Origin of the sequence: Rhizobium skierniewicense (genome assembly GCF_014196515.1) — a bacterium.
Classification (GTDB): Bacteria; Pseudomonadota; Alphaproteobacteria; order Rhizobiales; family Rhizobiaceae; genus Agrobacterium; species Agrobacterium skierniewicense.
This window is the reverse complement of sequence record NZ_JACIDV010000006.1, coordinates 291,709-317,534: the sequence shown is the minus strand read 5'-3', so window position 1 is coordinate 317,534 and position 25,826 is coordinate 291,709. Positions and strand designations below refer to the sequence as shown.

The 25,826-nt window shown below is 58.1% G+C and carries 23 protein-coding genes; 6 read left to right on the top strand and 17 right to left on the bottom strand.

What is annotated here, in order from left to right; translation table 11 throughout:
- Positions 1-7 precede the first annotated feature (7 nt).
- From addB to trxA, 3 genes are all read left to right on the top strand, one after another.
- Positions 8-3,187 (top strand): double-strand break repair protein AddB, encoded by a 3,180-nt coding sequence (addB, locus tag GGQ73_RS12105; RefSeq protein WP_183896531.1) that lies wholly within the window; start codon positions 8-10, stop codon positions 3,185-3,187.
- Positions 3,177-6,734: a double-strand break repair helicase AddA gene (gene addA / locus GGQ73_RS12100; RefSeq protein ID WP_183896529.1), complete on the top strand. Its 3,558-nt coding sequence runs from the start codon at positions 3,177-3,179 to the stop codon at positions 6,732-6,734. The genes addB and addA overlap by 11 nt, the downstream gene beginning before the upstream one ends.
- Before the next feature lie 75 nt (positions 6,735-6,809).
- Positions 6,810-7,130: a thioredoxin gene (trxA, locus tag GGQ73_RS12095; RefSeq protein ID WP_174154414.1), complete on the top strand. Its 321-nt coding sequence runs from the start codon at positions 6,810-6,812 to the stop codon at positions 7,128-7,130.
- A 66-nt stretch (positions 7,131-7,196) separates the two neighbouring features.
- Here the strand turns inward: trxA and GGQ73_RS12090 are convergent, their stop codons facing one another.
- From GGQ73_RS12090 to GGQ73_RS12055, 8 genes are all read right to left on the bottom strand, one after another.
- A complete protein-coding gene (locus GGQ73_RS12090; protein WP_183896588.1) occupies positions 7,197-8,540 on the bottom strand; it encodes a bifunctional folylpolyglutamate synthase/dihydrofolate synthase in 1,344 nt (447 codons plus the stop codon).
- A 37-nt stretch (positions 8,541-8,577) separates the two neighbouring features.
- The gene (gene accD / locus GGQ73_RS12085) at positions 8,578-9,471 is read right to left on the bottom strand and encodes an acetyl-CoA carboxylase, carboxyltransferase subunit beta (RefSeq protein WP_183896527.1); all 894 of its coding nucleotides are present in this window, start codon (positions 9,469-9,471) and stop codon (positions 8,578-8,580) included.
- 37 nt (positions 9,472-9,508) lie between these two features.
- Complete coding sequence (trpA, locus tag GGQ73_RS12080; RefSeq protein WP_174154412.1) at positions 9,509-10,348, bottom strand: tryptophan synthase subunit alpha; 840 nt, start codon at positions 10,346-10,348, stop codon at positions 9,509-9,511.
- Positions 10,349-10,350: 2 nt separating this feature from the next.
- Entirely contained in the window at positions 10,351-11,571 is a 1,221-nt protein-coding gene (trpB, locus tag GGQ73_RS12075; protein WP_183896525.1) for a tryptophan synthase subunit beta, read from the bottom strand.
- A 2-nt stretch (positions 11,572-11,573) separates the two neighbouring features.
- The gene (locus GGQ73_RS12070) at positions 11,574-12,230 is read right to left on the bottom strand and encodes a phosphoribosylanthranilate isomerase (protein WP_183896523.1); all 657 of its coding nucleotides are present in this window, start codon (positions 12,228-12,230) and stop codon (positions 11,574-11,576) included.
- A 103-nt stretch (positions 12,231-12,333) separates the two neighbouring features.
- Positions 12,334-13,101, bottom strand: coding sequence for a M48 family metallopeptidase (locus GGQ73_RS12065; protein WP_183896521.1), 768 nt, complete (start codon positions 13,099-13,101; stop codon positions 12,334-12,336).
- 45 nt (positions 13,102-13,146) lie between these two features.
- A complete protein-coding gene (locus GGQ73_RS12060; RefSeq protein WP_183896519.1) occupies positions 13,147-14,382 on the bottom strand; it encodes a polyhydroxyalkanoate depolymerase in 1,236 nt (411 codons plus the stop codon).
- A 133-nt stretch (positions 14,383-14,515) separates the two neighbouring features.
- Positions 14,516-15,358 (bottom strand): fumarylacetoacetate hydrolase family protein, encoded by an 843-nt coding sequence (locus tag GGQ73_RS12055; protein ID WP_183896517.1) that lies wholly within the window; start codon positions 15,356-15,358, stop codon positions 14,516-14,518.
- A 199-nt stretch (positions 15,359-15,557) separates the two neighbouring features.
- Here GGQ73_RS12055 and GGQ73_RS12050 point away from each other — a divergent pair, with 199 nt between their 5' ends.
- The gene (locus GGQ73_RS12050; protein WP_183896515.1) at positions 15,558-16,160 is read left to right on the top strand and encodes a nitroreductase family protein; all 603 of its coding nucleotides are present in this window, start codon (positions 15,558-15,560) and stop codon (positions 16,158-16,160) included.
- 116 nt (positions 16,161-16,276) lie between these two features.
- Here GGQ73_RS12050 and gyrB read toward each other — a convergent pair whose 3' ends face one another.
- The 5 genes from gyrB to GGQ73_RS12025 all read right to left on the bottom strand — a co-directional run bounded on the left by gyrB (position 16,277) and on the right by GGQ73_RS12025 (position 21,626).
- A complete protein-coding gene (gene gyrB, locus GGQ73_RS12045) occupies positions 16,277-18,712 on the bottom strand; it encodes a DNA topoisomerase (ATP-hydrolyzing) subunit B (protein ID WP_183896513.1) in 2,436 nt (811 codons plus the stop codon).
- Positions 18,713-18,871: 159 nt separating this feature from the next.
- The gene (locus GGQ73_RS12040; protein WP_183896511.1) at positions 18,872-19,237 is read right to left on the bottom strand and encodes a helix-turn-helix domain-containing protein; all 366 of its coding nucleotides are present in this window, start codon (positions 19,235-19,237) and stop codon (positions 18,872-18,874) included.
- Positions 19,234-19,812: a Smr/MutS family protein gene (locus tag GGQ73_RS12035; RefSeq protein ID WP_183896508.1), complete on the bottom strand. Its 579-nt coding sequence runs from the start codon at positions 19,810-19,812 to the stop codon at positions 19,234-19,236. The genes GGQ73_RS12040 and GGQ73_RS12035 overlap by 4 nt, the downstream gene beginning before the upstream one ends.
- Entirely contained in the window at positions 19,813-20,931 is a 1,119-nt protein-coding gene (gene mltA / locus GGQ73_RS12030; RefSeq protein ID WP_183896506.1) for a murein transglycosylase A, read from the bottom strand.
- Positions 20,928-21,626, bottom strand: a complete 699-nt coding sequence (locus GGQ73_RS12025; RefSeq protein WP_174154401.1) for a Tim44/TimA family putative adaptor protein — start codon at positions 21,624-21,626, stop codon at positions 20,928-20,930. The genes mltA and GGQ73_RS12025 overlap by 4 nt, the downstream gene beginning before the upstream one ends.
- Positions 21,627-21,878: 252 nt before the next feature.
- Here GGQ73_RS12025 and GGQ73_RS12020 point away from each other — a divergent pair, with 252 nt between their 5' ends.
- Positions 21,879-22,391, top strand: coding sequence for an FxsA family protein (locus GGQ73_RS12020; RefSeq protein ID WP_174154400.1), 513 nt, complete (start codon positions 21,879-21,881; stop codon positions 22,389-22,391).
- An 84-nt stretch (positions 22,392-22,475) separates the two neighbouring features.
- The gene (secB, locus tag GGQ73_RS12015; protein ID WP_174154399.1) at positions 22,476-22,958 is read left to right on the top strand and encodes a protein-export chaperone SecB; all 483 of its coding nucleotides are present in this window, start codon (positions 22,476-22,478) and stop codon (positions 22,956-22,958) included.
- An 85-nt stretch (positions 22,959-23,043) separates the two neighbouring features.
- Here secB and dnaQ read toward each other — a convergent pair whose 3' ends face one another.
- From dnaQ to GGQ73_RS11995, 4 genes are read right to left on the bottom strand one after another with little or no spacing between them, the layout of a single operon-like run.
- The gene (gene dnaQ / locus GGQ73_RS12010; protein WP_174154398.1) at positions 23,044-23,745 is read right to left on the bottom strand and encodes a DNA polymerase III subunit epsilon; all 702 of its coding nucleotides are present in this window, start codon (positions 23,743-23,745) and stop codon (positions 23,044-23,046) included.
- A gap of 2 nt (positions 23,746-23,747) precedes the next feature.
- Positions 23,748-24,347 carry a dephospho-CoA kinase gene (gene coaE, locus GGQ73_RS12005; RefSeq protein WP_174154397.1) on the bottom strand — a complete coding sequence of 200 codons (600 nt, stop codon included), beginning with the start codon at positions 24,345-24,347 and terminating at the stop codon, positions 23,748-23,750.
- A complete protein-coding gene (locus GGQ73_RS12000; RefSeq protein ID WP_174154396.1) occupies positions 24,344-25,204 on the bottom strand; it encodes a shikimate dehydrogenase in 861 nt (286 codons plus the stop codon). Before GGQ73_RS12000 ends, coaE begins: the two co-directional genes overlap by 4 nt.
- Complete coding sequence (locus GGQ73_RS11995; RefSeq protein ID WP_174154395.1) at positions 25,197-25,796, bottom strand: Maf-like protein; 600 nt, start codon at positions 25,794-25,796, stop codon at positions 25,197-25,199. The genes GGQ73_RS12000 and GGQ73_RS11995 overlap by 8 nt, the downstream gene beginning before the upstream one ends.
- Positions 25,797-25,826 lie beyond the last annotated feature (30 nt).

Here is a 25,826-nt window from a genome sequence, read left to right as displayed (position 1 = left end):
TGACCCATTGGCGCATGCCAAGCGTATTCTAACCATCGCTCCCGGAACGCCGTTTCTCAAAACGCTGGCGGCGGGCCTGTGCGATGGCAGTCTGACATCAAGCTTTCGTTATGATCCCGCCGATCCGCTGTCGCTGGCCAAGGTCACCATCTACGTCCCTACCCGCCGTTCCGCGCGCGTGCTGCGCTCTGAATTCGTGGATCTGCTGGGTGGGAAATCCGCCATTCTGCCGATTATCCGACCGCTTGGCGAAACCGATGACGACAGCGGCTTCTTCGACGTCGAAACGCCTGCCACCATCGATCTCGCACCGCCAATTTCCAGCACCGCACGGCTGGTCGAGCTGGCCCGCCTCATCCTTGCCTGGCGCAACAGCCTCCCGGACGCCATCCGCGCTGTCCATTCGGATTCGCCGCTGGTTGCGCCTGCAAGCCCGGCGGATGCCATCTGGCTTGCGCGCTCGCTCAGCGACGTCATCGACGCCATGGACACGGAAGATCGGGACTGGGATGCGCTCTCCAACCTCGACACCACCGATCATGCCCAATGGTGGCAGCTGACCGCCGATTTCCTGAAGATTGCCAGCGTCTTCTGGCCCGCACGGCTGGAGGAACTCAACAAGTCTTCGGCCGGTCGGCACCGGAATGCGATTTTACGGGCAGAAGCGGAGCGACTCACAAAGATCGGTTCGGACGACCCTATCATCGTTGCCGGCTCCACCGGCTCTATTCCGGCCGCCGCAGACCTGATTGCAGCGGTCGCATCCCTGCCGCAGGGTACTGTCGTTCTGCCCGGTCTGGATGTCGAGATGCCGGAGGACCAGTGGCAGACCATCAACGAAAGCCCCGACGATCCGTCCAGCCGCACGCATTCGCAATATGGCCTGTTCGTTCTTCTCAAAAAGCTTGGCGTGTTGCGCAATGATGTCGTGGAGATCGGAGCGCTGGATACCGACCTGCAAAATCGCGCCGCGATCTTTTCCACAGCCCTTGCACCCGCCAAGGCCACCAGCGAATGGAACGAGTGGCGCTCGGAAAAAAACGATGCCTTTTTCGATGATGCCTTCGCATCGGCTTCCATCATCGAGGCAGCCAATGAGCGCGAGGAGGCAACCTCGATCGCCATTGCCCTTCGCCTGGCGCTGGAAAAACCCGGCATAGGCGGTGGTCAATCGCAAGCGGCACTGATTACGCCGGACCGTGGTCTCGCGCGCCGCGTCGCGACCGAGCTTGCCCGCTTCGGTATCGAGGCCGACGATTCCGCCGGTACGCCGCTCTCTGCCACGCCGCAGGCGGGCCTTGCGATGCTGGCACTCGAGACCATTTTACGTCCTGGTGATCCGGTTGCGGTCATGTCCCTGCTGAAACATCCTTTGACCCGCTTCGGTCTTGGCGAGGTGGCGGTGGGTGAGGCCGTCGTCGGTCTCGAGCTTCTGGCGCTTCGCGGCGGGCGAATGGAAACCACGCTCGACACGCTCGAAACCCTGCTGCAACAGCAACTCTCCCTCCACATCGATGACCGGCACCCGCCGCAATGGCGCAAGTCGCTGGCCGAGGGTGCCGACCTTGCCGCCGCCGATCTCGCAGGCCGCATCAGGACAGCCATTGATCCGCTGGATGCTGCTTTCGTGCGCAAAGACCCTGTCAGTGGCCGGCTAACGGCCCGTCTGACGCTGGCCGACTGGGCCGAGCGAACGGGCCGGGTGATCGAAGCGATCTGCATCGATGAGAAGGGCGATCTGGCAACTCTCTGGTCCCATGAGGCGGGGGAGAAACTGTCCGGTCTTCTGGCCGAGCTGATGGACTGCGGCAGCGTGCTGGAAGCCGACGGGCCGCAATGGATCGACATCATGACGGCGTTGATTGCCGGTGAATCGATCAAGCCACGCGCCATGCGCCATCCACGCGTCTTTATCTTCGGTGCACTGGAAGCCCGTCTTCAAAGCGTTGATACCGTCATCATTGGCGGCCTGAACGAAGGCATATGGCCGGGCCAGACGGCCAACAATCCCTTCCTCTCGCGCAACATGAAAACCGCTATCGGTCTAGAGCCGCCGGAGCGCCGCATCGGTCAGCTGGCACATGATTTCGAGATGGCGAATGGCACACGGCAGATTTTCTACAGCCGTGCTTTGCGGCAAGGCTCCACGCCTGCCGTGGCTTCCCGCTGGCTGCAACGGCTTCTGGCGCTGGGCGGCGAAGAGTTTGCCGAGACGTTGAAGGCCCGCGGCACCGTCTACCGCCATTGGGCGACCATGCTGGATGAGGGCGAGAGCCAGCCATCCGCCAAGCGCCCCTCCCCGACACCGCCGGCGGACCTGCAGCCGACATCCTATTCCTTCAGCGAAGTCGGCAGGCTTCGGCGCGATCCCTATGCGATCTATGCGCGGCGCATTCTTAAACTGGATCCGCTGGATGAGTTCAACCGTGACCCAGGTGCCGCCGACCGTGGAACCCTCTATCACCGCATCATGGAAATCTACTCCCGCGAGGAACATGTCGCCGGCACGCCTGCTGCCGAAGAGGCAATGTTTCGTGTGCTGCATGCCTGTTTCGATGCCGAAAACCTGCCGCCGCATATCGATGTGGTCTGGCGTCCGCGCTTCGAGGCTGTGGCGCGCGCGTTTCTGGCTTGGGAAAAGGACCGTCGCGGGCTCATCAAACGCAGCTACATCGAGGCACGCGCCGGGCAGGAAATCGCAGAAGCAGGCATCCGCCTGACCGGCGTTGCCGACCGCATTGATATCAAGACCTCCGGCAAGGCAGATATTATCGATTACAAGACCGGCCTGTCGCCATCCGTCAAACAGGCACGTTCCCTGCTCGACCCTCAATTGGCGCTGGAGGCCGCTGCCCTGATGCGCGGTGCCTTCCGGGATGTCGGTTCGCCGACTCCGGAGGATCTGATCTATGTGCGCCTTCGGCCAAGCGAGCGCTTTGGTACCGATACGATCAACAACGAACACGCCAAGGCAACGGCCAAAATCACTCCGAAGTCAGCCGTGGAACTGGCAAGCGATTCGATTGACCAGCTGGCGAAATTCGTGATCTCGCTACGCGAAGGCAAGAACGGCTTCGTTTCGCGGCTGATCCCTGAAGAACAGCAGGCCTATGGCGGCGAGTATGATCACCTTGCCCGCGTCTCAGAATGGTCGACGGCGGAACCGGGAGATGGCGATGCTGAATGAAACAATCGATCATGGTCCCGGCAAGGACGATCCGAAAAGCTGGATCGACTGGACCAGCGTGCAACAGACGCGCGCCTCTGACCCGACCAGCTCCGCATGGGTGTCGGCCAATGCCGGTTCCGGTAAGACCCATGTTCTGACGCAGCGGGTCATTCGCCTACTTCTGGCCGGTTGCCGCCCGTCCGCCATTTTGTGTTTGACCTATACCAAGGCAGCGGCATCGGAAATGTCCAGCCGCGTCTTCGACCGTCTCGCCGATTGGGCCACGCTGTCCAATGCGGAGTTGAGCAACCGCATCACCGCCATCGAAGGTCGCGTGCCTGATCTCATCAAGCTGAAAGAGGCGCGGCGGTTGTTTGCAAAGGCGCTGGAAACACCGGGTGGCCTGAAAATCCAGACCATTCATGCCTTCTGCGAAGCGCTGCTGCACCAGTTTCCACTGGAAGCCAATGTCGCCGGGCATTTCTCAGTGCTGGATGACCGTGCAGCCAGCACGCTTCTGGCAGAAGCACGGCGCACCCTTCTGACCGCCGTGTCCATGGAAGAGGATCAGCCGCTCGCGCAGGCGCTGGCCTATGTGCTCGATATCGCCGACGAAACCGGGCTGGAAGCGCTGCTCGGCGCCATCGTTTCCAACCGCAATGCGATCAGCGGTTTTCTCGAGCAGGCACGCAAAAACGGCGGTATCGATGCCACACTTCGGGGACTCGCAGGCATCGGCGCTGAGGAAACGGAAGAAACGGCAGCCGCCGCCTACTGGCCTCTTCCAGCTCTTTCCGGCCTGTCGATGGACACCTATCTTACTTTGGCGGACGAAATAGGCGGGTCGCGGGTGATCGACGTGGCCTACGCGCTGCGTGAAGCTGCCCGCGCAACCGATGTGTTCAAACGCGTAGAGTTCGTCGAGGCAGCGCTTCTGACCTCGCAAGGCGCACCGAAATCCGACGCTTACGTCATCAACAAGGCTATGCAGAAATCAGCGCCTGATCTGCTGGACGATCTGATAGCGGCGCGTGCCCATGTGGTGGCCTGCCGGGATCGCTACCGCACCATCCGCATGCTGGAGGCGACGAGACATGCGCTGACGCTGGCGGAACGGCTGATCGGTGATTTCGAGGATTTGAAGAAGCAGCGCAGCCAGCTGGATTTCGAGGATCTCATCGAACGTGCCGCCACCCTGCTCAACCGCGACACGGCGGGTGCCTGGGTTCATTACAAGCTGGATCAGGGTATCGATCACATTCTGGTCGATGAGGCGCAGGATACCAGCCCGGTGCAATGGTCGATCATCCAGTCGCTGGCTGCCGATTTCTTCCATGGTGAGACGGCGCGCATGGGCCAGCGTACGGTGTTTGCTGTTGGTGACGAGAAACAGTCTATCTATTCGTTTCAGGGCGCGCGGCCCGAGCGCTTTTCACAGGAAAGCCGCGAAACGCAGCGGCGCGTCACGGCGGTAGAACAAATATTCCATTCCGTGCGCCTGCCCCTTTCATTTCGTTCTACGGACGATGTTCTCGCCGCCGTCGATCAGGTCTTTTCCCTGCCTGAACATGCCGAAGGTCTGAGCGCCGAGAAAGAACCCGTCGAGCACCGTTCCAACCGGCAGGGACAGGCCGGCACGGTCGAGCTCTGGGACATGATTGCAGCCGAGCCGGTGGAAAACGAGGAAGACTGGACCGCCCCCTTCGATGCGCTGCGCGAAAGTGCGCCGCCTGCCATCGTTGCGCGCCGCATCGCTGCCCGCATTGCCGAGATGATCGGCAAGGAGACCGTGGTCGAAAAAGGCGTGGAGCGCACTATCGAGGCCGGTGATATCCTCGTTCTCGTCAGAAAACGCCATGCCTTCGTCAATGCACTGACACGCGAGTTGAAGCAGCGAAAGAATATTCCCGTCGCAGGAGCTGACCGTCTGCGCCTGACCGACCATATTGCCATTCAGGATCTTTTGGCACTGGGCCGTTTCGTGCTGTTGCCGGAAGACGACCTTTCCCTGTCGGCACTGCTGAAGAGCCCGCTCTTCAACCATTCCGAAGACGACATCTTTGAGGTCGCCGCCAGGCGCCCGCCGGATACAAGTGTCTGGCAAAATCTGAAGGCGATCTCGGTTCTGGAAGAGGGCCGTCATTTCGCAGCCTCCGTGGCGCTGCTGTCGCGTTTTCTCATCCTGTCGAAAACGCAGACGATCCATGACTTCTTCGCCGCCGTTCTGACCTTGCATGAAGGCCGCGCCAAGTTTCTCGGGCGTCTCGGCAACGAAGCCAGCGACGTCCTCGACGAATTTCTGTCGTTTGCACTCGACCATGAAAAGACCGGCCTTCCCGGCCTGCAATCCTTTATTTCCGTGATGGAAACCGACGCGCCTGAAATCAAGCGTGAGCAGGACAAGGAGCGCGGCGAAGTCCGCATCATGACCGTGCACGCGTCCAAGGGTCTGGAAGCACCCGTCGTCTTTCTGGTGGATGGCGGTTCAAAGGCGTTCATTCACAGCCACCTGCCAAAATTGCGCTTTATCGAGACCGACAAGGAACCGTTACCCATCTGGCTGCCCGGCAAGGGCTTCGACAATGCGCTGGTGTCCAAAGACGAGGACCGCCTCAAGCTTTCAGCCGAGCAGGAATATCGTCGCCTTCTTTATGTGGCGATGACACGCGCCGCCGATCATCTGATCGTCTGCGGTTATCGTGGCCCTCGCGAAAACCCCGACTGCTGGCATGCGATGATTGCGCGCTCGCTGGCAGCAGACGAAAACCGCTGCAAACGGCAGGCATTTTCCGCAAGCGGCGAAGAATGGGACGGCCTTTTGTGGCACTCGACCCCGCGAGATGCCAAAGCCGTTACCAAGACCGAGCCTCCGCCCGCTCCAGTGCGGGAGGTGCTACCACCATCGCTGATGCAACCCCTGCCGCCGCCACCCGTCCTGCCGCGCCCGCTGAGCCCGTCGGGTGCCGGAACCATCATCGATGACGGTTCGGAAGATTTGCTCGTCACATCTCCCCTGTTTGCCAAACAGGACGTGTCATCCGGTCTCGCCCTGCAACGGGGACGCCTCGTGCACCGCATGCTTCAAACCTTGCCGGAATATCCGAGCGACCAGCGCGAAGAAGCAGCACGCCGTTATGCGGAACGCGCCGCTCGCTTCTGGCCCGACAACGAGCGTGAGAAGCTCATTCGCTCGACTCTGGCGGTCCTGTCGGAACCCGCACTCCAGTCCGCCTTCTCTGCCAATAGTCGTGCGGAGATCTCGATCATGGGAACCCTACGCCTTAGGGATAAGGACTTTGCCGTGTCTGGCCGTATCGACAGGCTGGCCGTAGAAGACGACAGGGTTATTCTGGTTGATTACAAGACCAACCGGGTGCCGCCCGTCAAGGACGTCGACATACCTCTCGCGCATAGGGCGCAGCTTGCGATCTACAAAAGCATTCTAGAGCCGCTTTACCCAGATAAGACCTTCACCTGCGCGCTGGTCTACACCGAAAACGCCTCGTTTATGACCCTGAGCGACAATGCGCTATCAGCTGCCCTTGCTGCAATCGAGACAAAGTGAGATACCGGACATTGAAAATGCCTGCCATCAGCATCACATTCTAATCACCAAGAGACACCGAAAGGAGAGCCTTCCATGGCTACCGTGAAAGTCGATACGTCCAATTTCCAGGCTGAAGTTCTTGATTCTGCCGAACCCGTTGTCGTTGATTTCTGGGCTGAATGGTGCGGTCCGTGCAAGATGATTGCGCCGAGCCTCGAGGAAATCGCCACCGAGCTTGCAGGCAAGGTCAAGGTCGTCAAGCTCAACATCGATGAGAACCCGGAACTGGCAGCACAGTTCGGCGTCCGCTCGATCCCGACACTGGCCATGTTCAAGGGTGGCGAAGTCGCCGACATCAAGGTTGGTGCAGCACCGAAGACCGCGCTGTCCGCCTGGATTTCCAGCGCCGCCTGATCTGATACGGATATCAAAAAGCCCCGGAGCGATCCGGGGCTTTCTCTTTTGATACGTTACGTCTATTTACTTTGGCACCGTGCCGTTCAAAGCCAGTGCATTGCCCGCCAGATACAGCGAACCCCCGATCAATATGCGTGGCGCAGGTTTTCCGGGCAAAAGCCGCTTCGACAATTCTTCCAACGCTTCTTCGATCGATGACGTTGGTGCTGCCACCAGCCCGGCGTCGAAGACAGCATGGGCCAGCACCACCGGGTCAATCGCGGCATCCGTGCCATGGATCGGCACCGTAAACACGTATTGGGCGATATCGGCGAAGGCCTTGAAATAGCCGACCTGATCCTTGGTGTTGATCATGCCAGCGATGAGAAACAGCGGGCGGGCCTGCTTCTCCTCAAAACCGGCCATGGCCTCGGCAATGACTTCACCGGCACCTGGGTTATGACCACCGTCGATCCATATTTCAGAGCCAGCAGGGGCAAGATCGACGATGTGCCCGGCCTTGATGCGTTGCAGGCGCCCCGGCCACTCAACCGAAGCCATCGCCGTTTCGATCATCTTGTCCGATACCTCGAAACCCGCCGCCTTGACGGCGCGGATGGCGGCTGCGGCATTTGAAAGCTGGTGACGGCCGGGAAGACGCGGCAGTGACGCATCCACCAGGCTGAATTCATCCTGATAGACCATGCGCCCAAACTCCTCATGGGCGGAATAATCCTGCCCATAGACCGCGGTTGGACATTTCAGCCGTTCCGCCGTCTGGACGAGCACATCGAGCGCTGCATCATATTCCTGATGGCCGATGACGACGGGAGATCCCGTTTTCATGATCCCGGCTTTTTCAGCTGCGATCAGTTCGACGCTGTCACCGAGATAGGCCTGATGATCCAGCGAGATCGGCATGACCACCGTAACGGCAGGGCTGGCGATCACATTGGTCGCATCGAAACGGCCGCCCAGTCCGACTTCGATGATGGCGGCATCGGCAGGATGTTCGGCAAAAAGGACAAAAGTCACAGCCGTCAGGATTTCAAAGACGGTGATCATCTGGCCGTCATTGGCCCTGGCAACACGCTCCAGCGCGTCTGCTAGAACCGCGTCCTCAACGTAACGCCCTTTCTCACCACGACGACCGAGACGATAACGCTCGTACCAATTGACCAGATGCGGAGAGGTGTGGACGTGAACCGCAAGGCCTGCAGCTTCGAGAAGCGAGCGGCTGAAGGCAGTCACGGAGCCCTTGCCATTGGTGCCGGCAACATGGATCACCGGCGGCAATCTCTTGTGAGGATTGCCGAGCTTTTCCAGGAGAATGGTGATCCTGTCGAGCGACAGATCGAAGCCCTTTGGATGTAACCCCAAAAGCCTCTCGATGATGCGCTCTGCCTCGCTCCGGGCGGGCGTCGTCATATCCGTCATCGGCTCCTCCGGAGCCCAGCGACTGGCGTCAGGCCGAAGCTGCCAGAGGCAGGACTTCGCTCGACGTATCGGCTGGCGCCTTCGTCATGATCTTCAACAGGCTGGCGAGCGTATCGACAATTTCGCGCCGATCCACGACCATATCGACCATGCCGTGATCCAGCAGATATTCCGACGTCTGGAAGCCTTCAGGCAGTTTTTCACGGATAGTCTGTTCGATCACGCGCTTGCCGGCAAAGCAGATTTCAGCGCCGGGCTCGGCAATGTGGACGTCGCCCAGCATTGCGTAAGATGCAGTCACGCCACCCGTTGTCGGGTTGGTGAGCACGACGATGTAAGGCATGCCCGCTTCCTTGAGCATGTTGACCACGACCGTGGTGCGCGGCAGCTGCATCAACGACAGAATGCCTTCCTGCATGCGCGCGCCACCAGAGGCCGGGAACATGACCACAGGGCACCGCTCGGAAATCGCCCGCTCAAACGCCTTGACGATGGCTTCACCGGCAGCAATGCCAAGCGAACCACCCATGAACTGGAACTCGTGCACGATGGCAACGATCTTCAGGCCCTTGAGCTTGCCGACGCCAGCCAGAATCGTGTCTTCCTGTTCGGTCTTCACACGGCTGTCGCGCAGGCGGTCTGCATATTTCTTGGAATCGCGAAACTTCAACGGATCCTGCGCGACCTTGGGCTGCGGCAACGCTTCGAAAACACCGCCGTCGAACAGGTCTTCAAGCCGGGCTTTGGCCGGCATCTTCATGTGAAAACCGGAAGCGGGAATAACCCATTTGTTTTCTTCCAGATCCTTGTGAAAGACCATCTCGCCCGTTTCGGGGCATTTGATCCAAAGGTTTTCCGGCGTCTCGCGGCGGCCAAGCATGGAGTTGATCCGAGGCCGTACGTAGTTGGTGATCCAATTCACGTCTAATACTCCTGACTATCTGCGCTGGACCGTAGGGTTATTCGGCAGCGGCAAGGCGCGATGCACGCACGCCCGTTGAAAGTCCCTTTACCAGCGTTGTGACAGAAGGAACAGTATCATTTGTCGCCCGGCCGTCCTTGGTCAGGCTTCCGGCAATCTGATTGACGATGGCGGAACCCACCACGACGCCATCGGCCACGGCACCGATTGCGCGGGCGTGGTCAGCCGTCTTCACGCCGAAACCGACGCAGACCGGGAGACCGGTGTGCGACTTGATGCGACCGACCGCACCCGAAATCGTCGAGGGATCTGGCAGGGCCGAACCGGTAATACCATTCATCGAGACGTAATAGACGAAGCCGGAGGTGTTTTTGAGAACCGCAGGCAGACGTTTATCGTCGGTCGTGGGCGTCGCGAGACGAATGAAATTGATGCCCCGGGCAAGCGCGGGAACGCAGAGTTCGTCATCCATCTCCGGCGGTAGATCGACAACGATCAAACCGTCGATCCCGGCTTCGATCGCATCGTCGAGAAACTTTTCGACCCCATAGATATAAATAGGGTTGTAGTAGCCCATCAGGACGATCGGGGTGTCGTCGTCGCCCCTGCGGAATTCGCGGGAAAGAGACAGCGTCGTCTTCAACGTCTGTCCGCCCTTTAAGGCACGCTGGGCGGCCATCTGGATCGCCGGCCCATCAGCCATGGGATCGGAAAACGGCATGCCGAGCTCGATCACGTCGGCGCCGGCTTCCGGCAGCGATTTCATGATGCCGAGCGAGGTGTCGAAATCCGGGTCGCCACCCATGAAATAGGTGATCAAGGCCGGGCGGTTTTCAGCGCGCAGATCAGCAAAGCGTTTGTCCATACGTGCAGTCATGATTACGCACCCATTTCCAGAAGTTTCGCTACGGTAAAGATGTCCTTGTCGCCACGACCACACAGGTTCATGACGATGATCTGATCCTTGTCCATCTTGGGTGCGCGCTTGACGACTTCAGCCAGCGCATGTGCAGGCTCAAGCGCTGGAATGATGCCTTCGGTGCGTGTCAGCAGCTGGAATGCATCCAGCGCCTCCGTGTCCTTGATCGGAACATATTCGACGCGGCCTGTATCTCTCAGCCAGGAATGCTCTGGGCCGATGCCGGGATAATCGAGACCAGCGGAGATCGAATGACCTTCCTTGATCTGACCGTCGCCGTCCTGCAAGAGATAGGTACGATTGCCATGCAGCACGCCCGGCGAACCTGCCGTCAGAGATGCGCAATGCTCTTCCCCTTCGAGACCTTTGCCGCCCGCTTCGACGCCGACGATCTTGACGCTGGCATCATCCAGGAACGGATGGAACAGGCCGATGGCATTCGAGCCGCCGCCCACAGCCGCGATCAGCATGTCCGGAAGGCGGCCTTCCGCTGCCATCATCTGTTCACGCACCTCATGGCCGATGACCGACTGGAAGTCACGAACCATTTCCGGGTATGGATGCGGGCCGGCTGCGGTGCCGATCATGTAATAGGTGTCGTCGACATTGGTGACCCAATCGCGCAACGCTTCGTTCATGGCATCTTTCAACGTTCCATGACCAGCGGTCACCGGAATGATCTCCGCGCCCAGCAGCTTCATGCGAAAAACGTTCGGCGCCTGACGCTCCACATCGGTCGCGCCCATGTACACGACGCAGGGAATCCCGAAACGGGCGGCAACGGTTGCCGACGCAACGCCATGCTGGCCTGCGCCGGTTTCGGCGATGATACGGGTCTTGCCCATGCGCTTGGCAAGCAGGATCTGTCCGAGGCAATTGTTGATCTTGTGCGAGCCGGTGTGGTTCAGCTCATCACGCTTGAAATAGATTTTTGCGCCACCCAAATCCTGCGTCAAACGCTCCGCGAAATAGAGCGGGCTTGGACGGCCGGTGTAATGGGTGTTGAGATGGGAAAGCTCCGCCTGGAACTCCGGGTCTGTCTTCGCCTTGTTCCACTCTGCCTGAAGATCGAGGATCAGCGGCATCAGCGTTTCGGCAACGAAGCGGCCTCCGTAAATACCGAAGCGACCGTCCTCATCGGGACCAGCGCGGAAAGAGTTGGGTTTCACCGTTTCGTTCACTCTCAAACTCCCTGCGACCTTGCCGATCGTACCGCATCGAAAAACGCGTCGATCATGGCCAAATCCTTGACACCCGGTGCGCTCTCCACACCGGACGATGTATCTATTCCCGAAGCCCCGGTTTGATCCAAGGCCTCGGCAACATTGTCTTTGTTCAATCCCCCGGAAAGCATGTAATCCACGCCCGCGTCAAGAGTGCGCAGCAAGGTCCAGTCAAAGGACACGCCGTTGCCGCCAGGAAGATCGGAACCCGCAGGCGGTTTGGCATCGAACAGAAACTTGTCGGCTATGCCTATATAGGGATCAATCCGGGCAAGATCATCGGCATCGCGGATGGAAAAAGCCTTGATGATGGGCAAGCCGTAGACAGCCTTGACGTTCAGCACCCGCTCCGGGCTTTCATGGCCATGCAGCTGCAGCATATCTGGCTTCAAGAGATCGATGATCTCGTCCAGCTCGTCATTGTCGGCGTCCACCGTGACAGCGACAATCTTGACGCTACCGCGAACAGCGTCCGCCAGCTGACCGGCAATATCGGGCTCGATATTGCGCGGGCTTTTTTCAAAGAAGATGAAGCCGATATGGCTCGCACCGCATCGCACGGCGCGCTCGATAGCATCGGCCGACTTCAATCCGCAAATCTTGATATCCGGTTTCATGGCTTGGGAGGTGCCATGAAATAACGGTGGAGTCGAGGCAAATCGAAGAGAAGTCTGATAGAGGTAAATGTTTCACGTGAATCCAAACCGATTTCGAAACGCGCTACTCGAAATCGATGGCGTGCAGCTGCGAACCGTTGCGCTTCAGCCAAGCTTTCGAGACTTCGGTTGTGGGGCAGAGTTTTTCGCACAAAGCCCAGAATTTCGGGCCGTGGTTCATTTCCCGCAAATGGGCAACCTCGTGAGCAGCGAGATAGTCGATGACGCTGTCCGGCGCCATGACGATCCGCCAGGAGAAGCTCAGATTGCCTTCATGCGAGCACGAGCCCCAGCGGCTGCGAGTGTCCTTCATGGAAATCGAGCGAGCCGGTCTGCCGACGGCTCTGGCGTGGAGCGCGACCAGCCTCTCCAGATCTGCCCGAGCCTCTTTCTTCAAAAATGTTGCGACGCGACGGCCGAGATGTTCCGGCAGGCCGCTGACCTTCAGCACCGGCTCGCCCTCGGCAGGTTTGACGATATGCGTGACGCCACGCAATGTGCCGGTATGTTCGATGCGATGTGGCACACCGCGAATGGAAATAATACCACCGTTCTGTACGCGTCCATCGTCGGAGAACTTCGAAAGCCGGGTTTTCAGCCAGCCATTGTGACGGTTCAGAAAGTCATCCACGTCGCGGTGGTGAAGGCCGTAAGGGATCGTCATCTTTAGCGCCTTGCCGCCCGGCTCTATACGAAGGGTGATGCGGGTGGCGCGCTGATTTTCCTTGATCGTGATGGGCACGCTGCGACCACCAACCTCCACCATGCGTGGAGATGGCGCAGCCTTGGCTGACACGGTGGATTTCGGAGACTTACGGAGAAGCGAAAACATCGCCTTTCATAGCGATTCGCGCATGAAAAAGCCATCCGCTCCGCGTTAAGCCGCCGGGTCGTGTCTACGGATGAAATCGAGCATGCGCGGCGCGATATCGCGACGGAAGCGTGAACCGTTGAAGACGCCGTAATGACCCACATCCGGCTGCATGTAATGCGCCCGCCTGTCATCGGGAATGTTGACGCAGAGATCATGGGCTGCCTTTGTCTGGCCGACACCGGAAATATCGTCGTTTTCGCCCTCAACGGTGAACAGTGCCGTGCGTCGGACAGAGGATGGCTCGACCCGCCTGCCCCGATGCAACATGGTGCCCTTGGGCAAAGCGTGTTCGATGAACACGGTTTCGACCGTCTGAAGATAAAATTCGGCGGTCAGATCCATCACCGCCAGATATTCATCGTAAAACTCACGATGCTTTTCCGTGGAATCGCCGTCGTTCTTCACAAGGTTCATGTAGAAATCCCTGTGTGCCGTCATGTGTTTGTCGAGGTTCATCGACATGAAACCGGTCAGTTGCAGGAAGCCCGGATAGACCGCGCGGCCAAAACCGGGTTGTGGCCAGGGCACCTGCATCACGACATTATTCCTGAACCACTCGATCGGCTTGCCCTTGGCCATCTCGTTGACCGCCGTCGGGTTGATCCGCGTGTCAATCGGCCCCCCCATCAGCGTCATGGAAGCTGGGGAGTGGTTATCGTCGTTTGCTTCCATTAGCGATACCGCGGCCAGCACCGGGACGGAGGGCTGACAGACAGCAACAATATGCACGCCCGGCCCAAGATGGTGAAGCATGTCGATCAGATAGTCTATGTAATCATCAAGATCGAAGTGGCCATCATCAGGGGCTACGGTGCGCGCGTCGATCCAGTCTGTAATATAGAGATCTGCAGATGGCAGCAGTGCCTCGACCGTTCCGCGCAGCAGCGTTGCATAGTGACCGGACATGGGTGCGACCAGCAGCACTTTGGGATCTGGAGCGTGACCAACAGGCAGCTCGCGTTTGAAATGCAGCAAATTGCAGAATGGCTGCGCCCAGACGATCTCTTCGCTGACGCCGATGGACTGCCCCCCTATCACAGTGTTCTGCAGCTCGAACTGCGGCTTGCCATAACGACGCGTCAACCGCTCGAACACTTCAAAGCCTGCGTCAAGGCTTCGTCCAAAAGCTGTATTGGAAAAAGGGTTCATGGGATTGTTGCAGGCCTGTCGCATCATATCGGCGCTGGCCCGCAGCGGCATCATGGCCGCGTGGTTCATTTCATAAAACTGGTAGAACATGGATGAACGCCTCCCGTCGTTTACCGTCGTCTTTCTGTCATCATAGCATCTTTTCGCACATGCACAAAACGCCTAAAGCGCCAGCAGTTTCCCACCAGCGCTTACAGAGGTCGTATTCTAGGATAAAGACCGCTCAGATATCGGCCACGAATATCTGCTTCTGCGTACCGAGACCTTCGATGCCGAGCTCGACGACATCGCCTGCTTTGAGAAAACGCTGCGGCTTCATGCCTAGGCCTACGCCGGGCGGTGTGCCGGTGGAGATGATGTCGCCCGGATGCAGCGACATGAACTGGCTGAGATAGGAGACGACATGAGCCACGCCATAGACCATGGTTTTACTAGAGCCGTTCTGCATCGTCTCGCCATTGACCTTCAGCCACATTCCGAGGTTTTGCGGGTCAGCCACTTCATCCTTGGTTACGAGCCAGGGCCCCACCGGACCGAAGGTGTCGCAGGACTTGCCCTTGGTCCACTGCCCCTGGCGCTCCGACTGGAAGGCGCGTTCCGACACATCATGCGAGACGCAATAGCCGGCAACGTAGTCCAGCGCGTCTGCCTCGGAGACATATTTAGCGGTCTTGCCAATGACGACTCCGAGTTCCACTTCCCAGTCGGTTTTTTCCGAGCCGCGCGGGATAACGACATTATCGTTTGGACCGACGATGGCAGATGTGGCCTTCATGAAGATCACCGGCTCTGATGGCACTTTCGCGCCTGTTTCGGCGGCGTGGTCTGAGAAGTTGAGACCGATGCAGATGAATTTGCCGGTGCCGGAAACGCAGGCGCCGATCCGCTCATCGCCGAGGAGCGGAAGCGTAGACAGATCGATGGCTGCGATCTGTTTGAGCCCCTCAGGAGAGATAGCGTCACCGGCAATGTCCGTCACATGCGCAGATAGATCCCGCACCTTTCCGTCAGCATCGAGGATGGCTGGCTTTTCCTGACCGGGTTGGCCGACGCGCAACAATTTCATGGTATCTCTCCTGTTGTCTGACAAGTTCTTGCATATATGAACGAAGTATTTATTCGTGTCACCCCCCTTCGTCCGCGTCTAAAAGCATCGCTTTTCGGATTGTGGGACGCATTTTCCGCGTCAGGGGTGTATGACGGTTCTCAAGCGCCTGACGTCAGCGCTCGTCCACCATAACGTCAAACATTGTCGAGGAGATGATATGACTTACAGCAATTCACGCCAGTCCGAGTATCCGGTCGATCCCATATTTCTAGATCGCTGGTCGCCACGCGCGTTCGACGGAAAGGGAATGCCGAGAGAACATCTGCTGACGATCCTCGATGCCGCGCATTGGGCGCCATCCTCGTCCAACCAGCAGCCCTGGCGTTTCGTCTTTGCTCATAACGGCACGGAAAACTTCGAGACCTTCGTCAGCCTGCTAATGGAAGGCAATCAGCGCTGGGCGAAAAATGCAGCGGTTCTGCTGTTCGTTCTATCCCGCGACCATACAATTTCTCGCGATGGAGAAAAGAAGCCCGCAACGACCCATTCCTTCGATGCCGGCGCGGCCTGGCTGTCGCTTGCCATGCAGTCGCACATGCTCGGCTACCACGCCCACGCCATGGCCGGGATCTTCAAAGACAAGATTGTCGAGACTCTTAGCATTCCTGAAGGCTTCGTCGTGGAGGCCGCAGTCGCCATCGGCACGATGGCCGATAAGGAGACGCTTCCGCCGGAGCTTGCTGAACGGGAAATCCCCAGCGCCAGAATGCCGCTTTCCGAAGTAGCCTTCGAGGGCAGGTTTACCGGCAGCGCCGAATAGGCCTTGCGCCTTATTCTTAAGATCTCCAGCAAAAAGGCCCGACGGAGAATTTCCATCGGGCCTTTTGTTAAGATTGGGTTTCACGTGAATCGTCCGAAACGACGATCCACCATGAATTAGATATCGAGGTTGGCGACGTTCAGCGCATTTTCCTGAATGAAATCGCGGCGGGGCTCGACCTCGTCTCCCATCAGGCGGGCAAACAGGCTGTCAGCATCTGTCGCGTCGGGGATTTTCACCTGAAGGAGCGAACGGACGTTCGCATCCAACGTCGTTTCCCAAAGCTGCTCGGCATTCATTTCGCCAAGGCCCTTGTAACGCTGCATCGACAGACCCTTTCGGCCTGCTGCAAAGATCGCATCGAGAAGCGCACGCGGGCCGGAGATCGTCATTGTGCCGTCCTTGCGTTGCAGAACGGGCGGCGTCTTGTAGATGTCACCCATGCGGGTGGCCAATTGATCGATGTGTCGCGCATCGGCGGAACCCATCAGGCCGATATCCAGCGTCGAGACTTCCTTGACACCGCGTACCATGCGCCAGAAGCGCAGGCCACCATCATCAAGCACTTCACCGGTCCAGCCGCGCTCCGTCTCTTCGGCAATCATGTCGAGACGACGCGCCACCTCGGCAACCGTTGCCTCCGCCTTGCTGGCATCTGCCGACAATTCGGGGTTCAGCGCGCCGGCGATGGCAGCCTGCTCGACAATTGAGCGGCTATAGCGTGAATGGAGATTGTCGATCAGCGAGCGCATGCGCACCGCGTCCAGAATGACCTCGCGCAAATCCTGACCGACGCGGACTTCACCCGAGCCGACTGTCAGAGACGCTTCCTCGATGCCCATCGTAATCAGATATTCTTCCAGCGCCTTCTCGTCCTTCAGATACTGAACGGACTTGCCGCGCGTGACCTTATAGAGTGGTGGCTGGGCGATGTAGAGATGGCCACGCTCGATCAGCTCCGGCATCTGGCGGAAGAAGAACGTCAGCAACAGGGTCCGAATATGGGCACCATCCACGTCGGCGTCGGTCATGATGATGATCTTGTGATAGCGCAGCTTGTCGGCGTTGAACTCGTCCTTGCCGATGGATGTGCCGAGCGCGGTAATCAACGTGCCGATTTCCTGGCTCGACAGCATCTTGTCGAAACGGGCGCGCTCCACGTTCAGAATTTTGCCGCGTAGAGGCAAGATAGCCTGCGTTTCGCGCGACCGGCCCTGCTTTGCGGAACCACCGGCGGAATCGCCCTCCACGAGGAAGACTTCGGACTTGGCCGGGTCACGCTCAGAGCAGTCGGCCAGCTTGCCGGGTAAGGATGCGATATCGAGCGCGCCCTTGCGGCGGGTCAGTTCACGGGCCTTGCGGGCGGCTTCGCGCGCAATCGCGGCTTCCACGACTTTGCCGACGAGGATTTTGGCTTCGGTTGGGTGTTCTTCGAACCAGGTGCTCAAGGCTTCGTTGACGAGGTTTTCGACAACGGGACGCACTTCCGAGGACACCAGCTTGTCCTTTGTCTGTGACGAGAACTTCGGATCGGGAACCTTCACCGAGAGAACGGCCGTCAGACCTTCGCGGCAATCTTCACCCTGAAGGGAAACTTTTTCACGCTTCGTGATGCCGGAGCTATCGGCATAGGACGTGACCTGGCGCGTCAAAGCGCCACGGAAACCGGCCATATGCGTGCCGCCATCGCGCTGGGGAATGTTGTTTGTAAAGCACAGCATGTTTTCGTGGTAGGTGTCGTTCCACCACATTGCAACTTCAACGGTGATGCCGTCTTTTTCGCCGATGATATAGACCGGCTTGTCGACCAGCGGCTTCTTGGCTCTGTCCAGATACCGCACGAAGGCTGCAAGACCGCCATCATAGAGCATCTCTTCCTGCTTGATGTCGGAATGGCGCTTGTCAGTCAAAAGAATGCGCACACCCGAATTCAGGAAGGCCAATTCGCGCAGCCGGTGTTCCAGCGTCGCGTAGGTGTATTCGGTCATCGTAAAGGTTTCGGTGCTGGCGAGGAAGGTGACTTCCGTACCGGAGCGCCCCTCATATTCGCCGACGATCTTCAGAGGGCCATCGGCTACGCCGTGCGTGAAGGAAATCTCATGGATTTTTCCGTTGCGGCGAATGCGCAGCTTCAGCCAGACCGAGAGCGCGTTCACCACGGAAACGCCGACGCCGTGCAGACCACCTGACACCTTGTACGAGTTCTGGTCGAACTTTCCGCCCGCGTGCAGCTGCGTCATGATGACTTCAGCCGCCGAGACGCCCTCGCCTGTATGGATATCGGTTGGAATGCCACGGCCGTTATCTGTCACGGAAACCGAACCATCGGCGTTCAGCGTGACCGTCACGAGATCGGCATGCCCGGCCAAAGCCTCATCAATGGCGTTATCAACGACTTCATAGACCATATGGTGTAGACCGGAACCGTCGTCGGTATCGCCGATATACATGCCGGGACGTTTGCGCACCGCATCAAGTCCTTTCAGGACCTTGATCGAGTCGGCTCCATAGGCTGCACTGGCGGCGTTTTCGCTCGACATGGTTTCAGTCATAAGCACTCTTTCCAAATGTATCTGTCGCAGCGCTGCCTCAAACAGAAATAGCGCGGCAGCGAATCACTTTAAATCTGACGTGTGACTATAGAAATTCCGCCCCGATATCCAAAGTCCACAAGCATCAAACCCGCTAGAAAGCAGGGGATAGCGTGGGTTTCAATCGCAAGAACGGCTTTTTTGCAGCACCTCTGTCAATTCCTCTATCACAGTTGGCGGCAGCTTGCGAATATTCCGCGCCAATCCGTTGGCAAAAGCGGTATATTCCTGCGGCAAACCGGCGGTGTCGATGACGACACGCGGGTCGGACGTACCAGCCAGCGAGAAGAGCTCGTCTGCCTCATCCCAGATGATGTTGAAATATCCGGCAATGCGTTGCAGCAGATCGAAGCTCGGCTTGCCGCGCCTGCCGTGTTCCAGCGCCGAGAGATAGGCAGGCGATACGCCGATCGACAATGCCATCTGCCTTTGCGTCACACCCTTCTTTTCGCGAAGACCGCGGACCGCTTGCGCAAAGGGCGTCATGACGTGTCTCCGCGTCGGCGGGCAAGACGAACATAGAGCGCGCCATCGCCGCCATGGTTCATCGAGGCGTCTTGATAGGACGAGATGAGATGCCGGTACTCCGGTTTGGAAAACCACATCGGCACTGCCCGTTTAAGAGCCCCATCGCTGCCCATCGAGCGGCCCTTGCCAGTGATGACGAGAACGTGGCGCAGGCCGCGCTCATGGGCACGAACGAGAAAATCGAGAAGAACCGCATGGGCTTCGCTCTGGAACATGCCGTGAAGATCGATCCGCGCTTCGAGCGGCAATCGCCCACGGGTGAGTTTACGCTTTACAGGTTTTTCCAGCGGGCTGTGGATGCGTTTTTTGTCCGAGGCCATCGCGGCCGGTTGCGGCACCGGCTCGATGATCATCTTTGGAAACGGAGGACTGGACGTCTTTGCGGGTGTTGTCGGGGGAGCGGGTTCGACCTCGGCTTCGAGTGCCTCGAAGGCGATCAGATCCTCAACGCGGCCGGAAATCAGCCGCGTCGTCTTGGCGACCTTGCCCCATAAAATCCGTTCGTCCCGCCCGAGTTTGCGCCCGCCCTTCATTCAGCGATACCTTTCCGCCGCCTCACGCGGAATAAGGATATAGAAATCCGCGTTGTTGCGCACCGTCCCGGCACGTTCGCCCGCCTCATCGCCGGAGCCGGTGAAAATATCGCCACGCGCAGGACCGACAATGGCAGAGCCCGTATCGAGAGCCAGCATCAGCCGCGCAAAAGGGCGCCCATCATCCAGGTGTGTCAGGCTTTGCGAATGGATGTAAAACGGAAAGCCGAAGGTGTGGATCAGGCGGTCCACCGCAAGAGCCCTGCCCGCAATCAACGGAACCTTGGCTGCCGCAATCGGACCAAGCTCCAAGCCCTCCACATCCGCGTCACGGAAGAATATGTAAGAGCGATTGTGCCAAAGTACCTCATCCACCTTGTCGGGATGATCATTCAGCCATTGACGGATGGTCTGCATGGAGATGGTGGCGGGGTCGAGTTCACCCCTATCCAGCAAAAGACGACCAACGGCGGAAAACGGATGTCCCGCCTTTGCCGCATAGGTGATACGCCGGATCGTGCCGTCCCCGTAGACAAGACGGGCTGCGCCTTGAACATGCACGAAGAACAGATCGACCTTCGATTTCGCCCAGGCGATTTCCAGACCGCGTCCATCCAGATAACCCCTGTCGATCTCGCCCCTGTCGGGGTAGGGGGAAATTTTTGCGTTGTGCTGCAACCCGAAGACGTAGGAAGAATCCATATCGGACGGCCTGTTGGCATCATCCAGATCGACAAGATCAGAGGGGCGGCGATAAATCGGATATCTGAAGGTCGCATCGGGCTTTGCCGCTACGGCGAGTTCCGGCTCGTAAAACGCGGTTACGAAGCCGCTTTTGCCGTGGGACGGCGCTATCTTGAAGGCTACGCAATGGTTTTCGAAAAACAGCCGAGCCGAGCCTGCGCCCTTGAAGCTGGTTTCGTCAGCTTTTTCCAGCAGCGCAGAAAGCTCCTGCGCGCTCAGTCCCAGCGCGCCTGTCCGGTAGGGTTTGGCACGACGCAGGTGCGAGAGGACGGATTGCATGGCCGGAAGCAGCGAAGAAGGATCGTCCGTCTGCCAACCGGGCAGTTGTTCGAACGATACCTCTTCTAAACGGAAAGCCCGGCCAGTGCTGCTCATTGTTCGGATTCGGTCGCAATCAGCTTCCAGTTCGGATCGCGTGAGCGGATATCGCGCGAGAAGGTCCAGATGTCGTCGACATCCGATACACTTTCGGGATCGCCATCGATCAGCTTGCCATCCTTGTCATACGTGGCGGAAATCAGCTGACTGACGATGCGCAGGGTGATCTGCTCTTCGGAATCGCGGATGCTGGCTTGGGTGATCTCGATCCGTTGGATGCCGACGAATGTGGATTTCACCACCTCACCACTGCTTTCCCGCTCGGAAATCGCTGCGTTGAAACCCTCATAGACCTCTTTCGACAAGAGATCCTTGAGGATTTTTCTGTCGCCTTCGGCAAATGCCATGACGATCATCTCGTAGGCCATGCGCGCGCCGTTCAGGAATTCCTTCGGGCGGAAGGTCGGATCGGTCTTGTTGAGATCCCGCAGAGCGTCATTCAGCGCAGACCCGACAGGTGCGACGGCGTCGATCTCGGCGAAGCGGTTTTCCTCTTCCTCGTCGCCTCGTTTCGGCAAGGTCACGACCTTGTTATCGTCGGCAGAGGACGATTTGACTGCATCGCGTGGAGAATAGGGATCAACAGGCGGCTTTTCATTGCCGGTACGACGACCAAGGACACTGCGAAGCTGGAAGAAAACCAGCACCGCAACCACAAGAAAAAACAATGTTATAAGGTCGCTTGCGTTCATCTTTTACCGACACCACCATTTAAATTCAAATTTCTACACATCATATAGTCTGCATCTGTTCATCATTCAAATATACAGATTCAAGCGTTGGTCTCCCAAGGCGGGCAATTTGTCGATAGGGTGAGGTTCAGGCATCGGAGGAACGTGAAACGCTTCTCAGTTACGTCCGGTGCGTAGGTTCATTTCGTTGGGACATGTTCGTCTGCGTTCGGATGAGGCGCACGGGTTCCAACAACACGCAAGGCTCGGATTATGCGTTTCTCTTTGGTACCCATCGTCGTCCTGTTGATGCCGATCCTGGAAATTGCCGGCTTCATTGTCGTGGGCAAGGCGCTCGGTGTCTGGCTCACCCTGGCGCTCATTCTGTTCACCTCGTTCCTCGGTCTCGTTATCTTGAGGTCGGGCGGCCTTGGGATGATTCGCAATCTTCAAAATGCTAGCCGCACCGGCGGTGAGCCAGCGCAAGCCATCGTCAATGGCGGCATGCGTGTGATCGCGGGTATTCTGCTTTTCCTGCCCGGTTTCATCACCGATACGATCGGCCTTCTTCTTCTCATCCCCGGCTTCCGGTCGCTGATCTGGACATCGTTCGGTCCGCGCATTGTCGTGGCAAGTTCGTTCAAAGGCAGGGGATTTCGTCCCGGTGCGAAGGGCGAACCATCGGCGAAGGTGGTCGACCTGGATGAAGACGACTTCCACCGCGACGGTCCCGGGCAATCTCCTTGGTCACAGAAGCGGGATGACCGAGACTTGCCCAAACCCTGAGACCAACCCTCATATCAAAGGGTTGTAAGGCCATAGTCGAGATGATAGACGGGCTTCCAAGAATTCAATCCGCGAGGACATAATATGACCACTGAAAACGGTGCGCAGGACGGTGCAAACCCCTCCCTCAACATTCTGACCCAGTACACGAAAGACCTGTCTTTCGAAAATCCGGGCGCTCCTCGTTCGCTTCAGGCCCGCGAGGGGGCCCCTGCAATCAACATCAATGTCAACGTCAATGCGAACCCTATTTCCGGTTCTGACTTCGACGTGGTGCTGACGCTGAACGCCGAAGCCAAGGATGGTGACAAGGTTCTGTTCGTGGCCGAGCTGGTCTATGGCGGCGTCTTCCGCATCACCGGTTTTCCGCAGGAACATATGCTGCCGGTTCTCTTTATCGAGTGCCCGCGTCTTCTCTTCCCATTCGCGCGCCAAATCATCGCAGACGTCACGCGCAATGGTGGCTTCCCACCATTGATGATCGATCCAATCGATTTTTCCCAGATGTTTGCGCAGCGCGTTGCAGAAGAACAGGCCCGCGCCAAGGTTCAGGCCGTTCCGAACTGATCGTCCAACCATCGATCAAAAAAACAACCCGGGTCAAAAGCCCGGGTTTTTTAATGCGCAAATTCCTGACGGCATTTCGCCACGCTCAGTTCTGCTGATATTTGTTCCAGATCGCCTTGGTGCCCATCGACAGAACGAGCTTGCCATGCGCCGCCGCTGCTTCTGCATCCAATCTTTGTGGCAATGTTTTCTCCCGCACGATCACATCAACCGGTACGTCCTCCACGATCCCGGTCGACTGCGTCTTCACAGCACTTCCAAAACCGAGCGCGGTCTGCCGTCCGCCGATCATCTCGATATAGACTTCCGCCAGAAGTTCGGAGTCGAGCAAGGCGCCATGCTTGGTGCGGTGTGAATTGTCGATGCCATATCGACGGCAAAGCGCATCCAGCGAGTTCGGGCCCATCGGGTGTTTGCGCCGCGCCATCGACAAGGTGTCGGTGACGACTTCAGGTGGGACTGGCTCGATACCAATGCGGGCAAACTCGGCGTTGATGAAACCCATATCGAATGTCGCATTATGGGCGACCCAGCGCGCGCCCTCAAAAAAATCCCTGATCTCCTGAACGACATCCTCGAATTTCGGTTTGTCCTTCAAGAACTCGTCGGTAATACCGTGCACGGCTAAAGCGTCGGGATGGACCTTGCGATCCCCCGGATTGATGTAGAGATGAAGCGTACGACCGGTTGGAAAATGGTTGAACAGCTCGATGCCGCCGATTTCGATGATGCGGTCGGCCTTGGATTCCAGACCCGTCGTTTCCGTATCGAAGATGATTTCGCGCATGATCACATGTTCCCGTGTTGATCTGACCGCAAGGCGGCCAACACTGCCAGCACCTGCTCCCTCGCATCATCCAGGCTTTTGCCCGTATCGATCACGAAATCGGCACGCTTTCTCTTTTCCTCATCCGGCATCTGCCGCGCAAGGATCATCTGAAATTTTTCCTCGCTCATCCCCGGTCGTGAAAGAACACGCTGCCGTTGGATATCGGGCGGACAAGACACCACCACCACGGTGTCAACGCGCGCCTGCGCGCCGGTTTCGTACAGCAAAGGAATATCCAGAAGGCCGAATTCGACACCTCTCAAGCGCTGCGCATCCAAAAACTGCTTTTGCTTTTTTTGGACAAGCGGGTGAACCAACTGTTCCAGCACCTTAAAGTGAGCCGGATTGTCACGCAATTTCCCAGCCAGCCTTTCGCGATCCACGCGCCCGTTCTGCGTGGTGCCAGGGAACGCATTTTCGATCAACGGAACCGCCTCATTGCCGTAGAGATCATGCACCAGCGCATCGGAATCGCAAACAGCTACGCCCTCTTTGGCGAACAGTGCTGCCGTTGTCGATTTCCCCATTCCGATGGAGCCCGTCAGGCCAATGGTGATCATGCGTGTTTGTCCATGTCGGCGATGATGATCGCTCGCAATTCTTCGTTCACGTCAGGTGCTTCGCCGAACCATTTTTCAAAGCCAGGTTTTGCCTGATAGAGCAGCATACCGAGGCCGTCGACGGTTGTGAAACCGTGGCTCTGCGCCGCTTTGAGGATCGGTGTGTTCAAGGGAACGTAGACCACATCCGTCACGATCGCACTTGACAGGAGGGCAGAAAAATCGATCTGCGGTGCTTCTGCGCCATCCATTCCCAATGAGGTCGTGTTGACGAACAGGCCTGCGCCGGCCAGAACCTCCGGCAGTGCTTCCAGTGGATGGGCAAAGACACGCACGCCAAACCGGCTACGCAATTCTTTTGCGCGACCAATCGTGCGGTTGACGACATTGATTTCACCGATATCGCGATTGCAGAGCGCCTGAATAACCGAACGACTGGCACCGCCTGCGCCCAGAACCACTGCCCTGTCCGTCTTATCCCAGCCTGGGCAGCGGGCGTCTAAATTGGACAGGAAGCCATAGCCATCGGTATTGGTCGCGTGAAGCTGACCGTCTTCCAACCACAGGGTGTTTGCGGCACCCAGCTCTTGCGCGACGTCATCAGGCTTATCGGCCAATCGGTAGGCGGATTCCTTGTGGGGTATTGTGACATTGCCACCGACAAATGTGCTCTTGCCAGACTTCAAATCGGTCATGAAATGTTCAAACATCTCAGGCGCAACGGCTATCGCATCATAGGAACCGCCGATACCGAAAGCTTCGAGCCAATAGCGATGAATGAGCGGAGATCGGGAATGTTTAATCGGGTAGCCTGTAACGAAGGCCTTGATGGTTAATGTTTCACGTGAATCAACCATCGATCAGGCCCAAGTCGCGGAGTTTTGTTAAGAGAGGCAAAAGCGGTAGTCCGAGAATGGTGAAATAGTCGCCCTCTATCGCACTGAACAACTGAACGCCTTCCCCTTCCAGCTGATAGGCGCCAACGCTCGATAGCACGTTCGATCCGACGCGCTCGAGATGACGCGCAACGAAATCGTTGCTCAAAGCGCGAACGGTCAAGTCTGCAAAGGTCACGGTTTCCCAGATGACTGCTCCCTTATGCGCTAACGCTGCACCGCAGTTCAGGCGATGCGTTTTTCCAGACAAGGACATGAGATTGGCATGAGCCTCGGTCATATCCTTCGGCTTGTGATAAATGCGTGATCCAAGCGACATGGTCTGGTCACAGCCAAGCACGAAAGCGTCCGGTCGCGCTGCGCTGACCGCAAGGGCCTTGGCCCTGGCCAGCTCCACCGCGATACGGTCAGGCGTAGCGCCGTCTTTGACCAACCGCGTGTCTATGGCGCGTTCGTCGATATCGGCCGGCTGGGCCGTGAAGGTCAGACCGGCATTGCGCATCAGCATCTGCCGGGACGCACTCGTGGATGCAAGGATAAGGTCCGGTTTCATCAACCCAGTCTCCGAAGAAGGAAGCGAAGG

Coding starts and splice junctions, on each gene's coding strand:
- GGQ73_RS11995 (WP_174154395.1), bottom strand. CDS start 25,796: ATGAAACCGGACCTTATCCTTGCATCCACGAGTGCGTCCCGGCAGATG.
- GGQ73_RS12055 (WP_183896517.1), bottom strand. CDS start 15,358: ATGAAATTGTTGCGCGTCGGCCAACCCGGTCAGGAAAAGCCAGCCATC.
- GGQ73_RS12000 (WP_174154396.1), bottom strand. CDS start 25,204: ATGGTTGATTCACGTGAAACATTAACCATCAAGGCCTTCGTTACAGGC.
- GGQ73_RS12020 (WP_174154400.1), top strand. CDS start 21,879: ATGCGTTTCTCTTTGGTACCCATCGTCGTCCTGTTGATGCCGATCCTG.
- mltA (WP_183896506.1), bottom strand. CDS start 20,931: ATGAGCAGCACTGGCCGGGCTTTCCGTTTAGAAGAGGTATCGTTCGAA.
- dnaQ (WP_174154398.1), bottom strand. CDS start 23,745: ATGCGCGAAATCATCTTCGATACGGAAACGACGGGTCTGGAATCCAAG.
- addA (WP_183896529.1), top strand. CDS start 3,177: ATGCTGAATGAAACAATCGATCATGGTCCCGGCAAGGACGATCCGAAA.
- GGQ73_RS12035 (WP_183896508.1), bottom strand. CDS start 19,812: ATGAAGGGCGGGCGCAAACTCGGGCGGGACGAACGGATTTTATGGGGC.
- coaE (WP_174154397.1), bottom strand. CDS start 24,347: ATGATCACCATTGGCCTGACGGGCTCCATCGGAATGGGGAAATCGACA.
- GGQ73_RS12050 (WP_183896515.1), top strand. CDS start 15,558: ATGACTTACAGCAATTCACGCCAGTCCGAGTATCCGGTCGATCCCATA.
- trpA (WP_174154412.1), bottom strand. CDS start 10,348: ATGACTGCACGTATGGACAAACGCTTTGCTGATCTGCGCGCTGAAAAC.
- gyrB (WP_183896513.1), bottom strand. CDS start 18,712: ATGACTGAAACCATGTCGAGCGAAAACGCCGCCAGTGCAGCCTATGGA.
- GGQ73_RS12090 (WP_183896588.1), bottom strand. CDS start 8,540: ATGACGACGCCCGCCCGGAGCGAGGCAGAGCGCATCATCGAGAGGCTT.
- secB (WP_174154399.1), top strand. CDS start 22,476: ATGACCACTGAAAACGGTGCGCAGGACGGTGCAAACCCCTCCCTCAAC.
- GGQ73_RS12040 (WP_183896511.1), bottom strand. CDS start 19,237: ATGACGCCCTTTGCGCAAGCGGTCCGCGGTCTTCGCGAAAAGAAGGGT.
- GGQ73_RS12065 (WP_183896521.1), bottom strand. CDS start 13,101: ATGTTTTCGCTTCTCCGTAAGTCTCCGAAATCCACCGTGTCAGCCAAG.
- GGQ73_RS12070 (WP_183896523.1), bottom strand. CDS start 12,230: ATGAAACCGGATATCAAGATTTGCGGATTGAAGTCGGCCGATGCTATC.
- GGQ73_RS12025 (WP_174154401.1), bottom strand. CDS start 21,626: ATGAACGCAAGCGACCTTATAACATTGTTTTTTCTTGTGGTTGCGGTG.
- trxA (WP_174154414.1), top strand. CDS start 6,810: ATGGCTACCGTGAAAGTCGATACGTCCAATTTCCAGGCTGAAGTTCTT.
- GGQ73_RS12060 (WP_183896519.1), bottom strand. CDS start 14,382: ATGTTCTACCAGTTTTATGAAATGAACCACGCGGCCATGATGCCGCTG.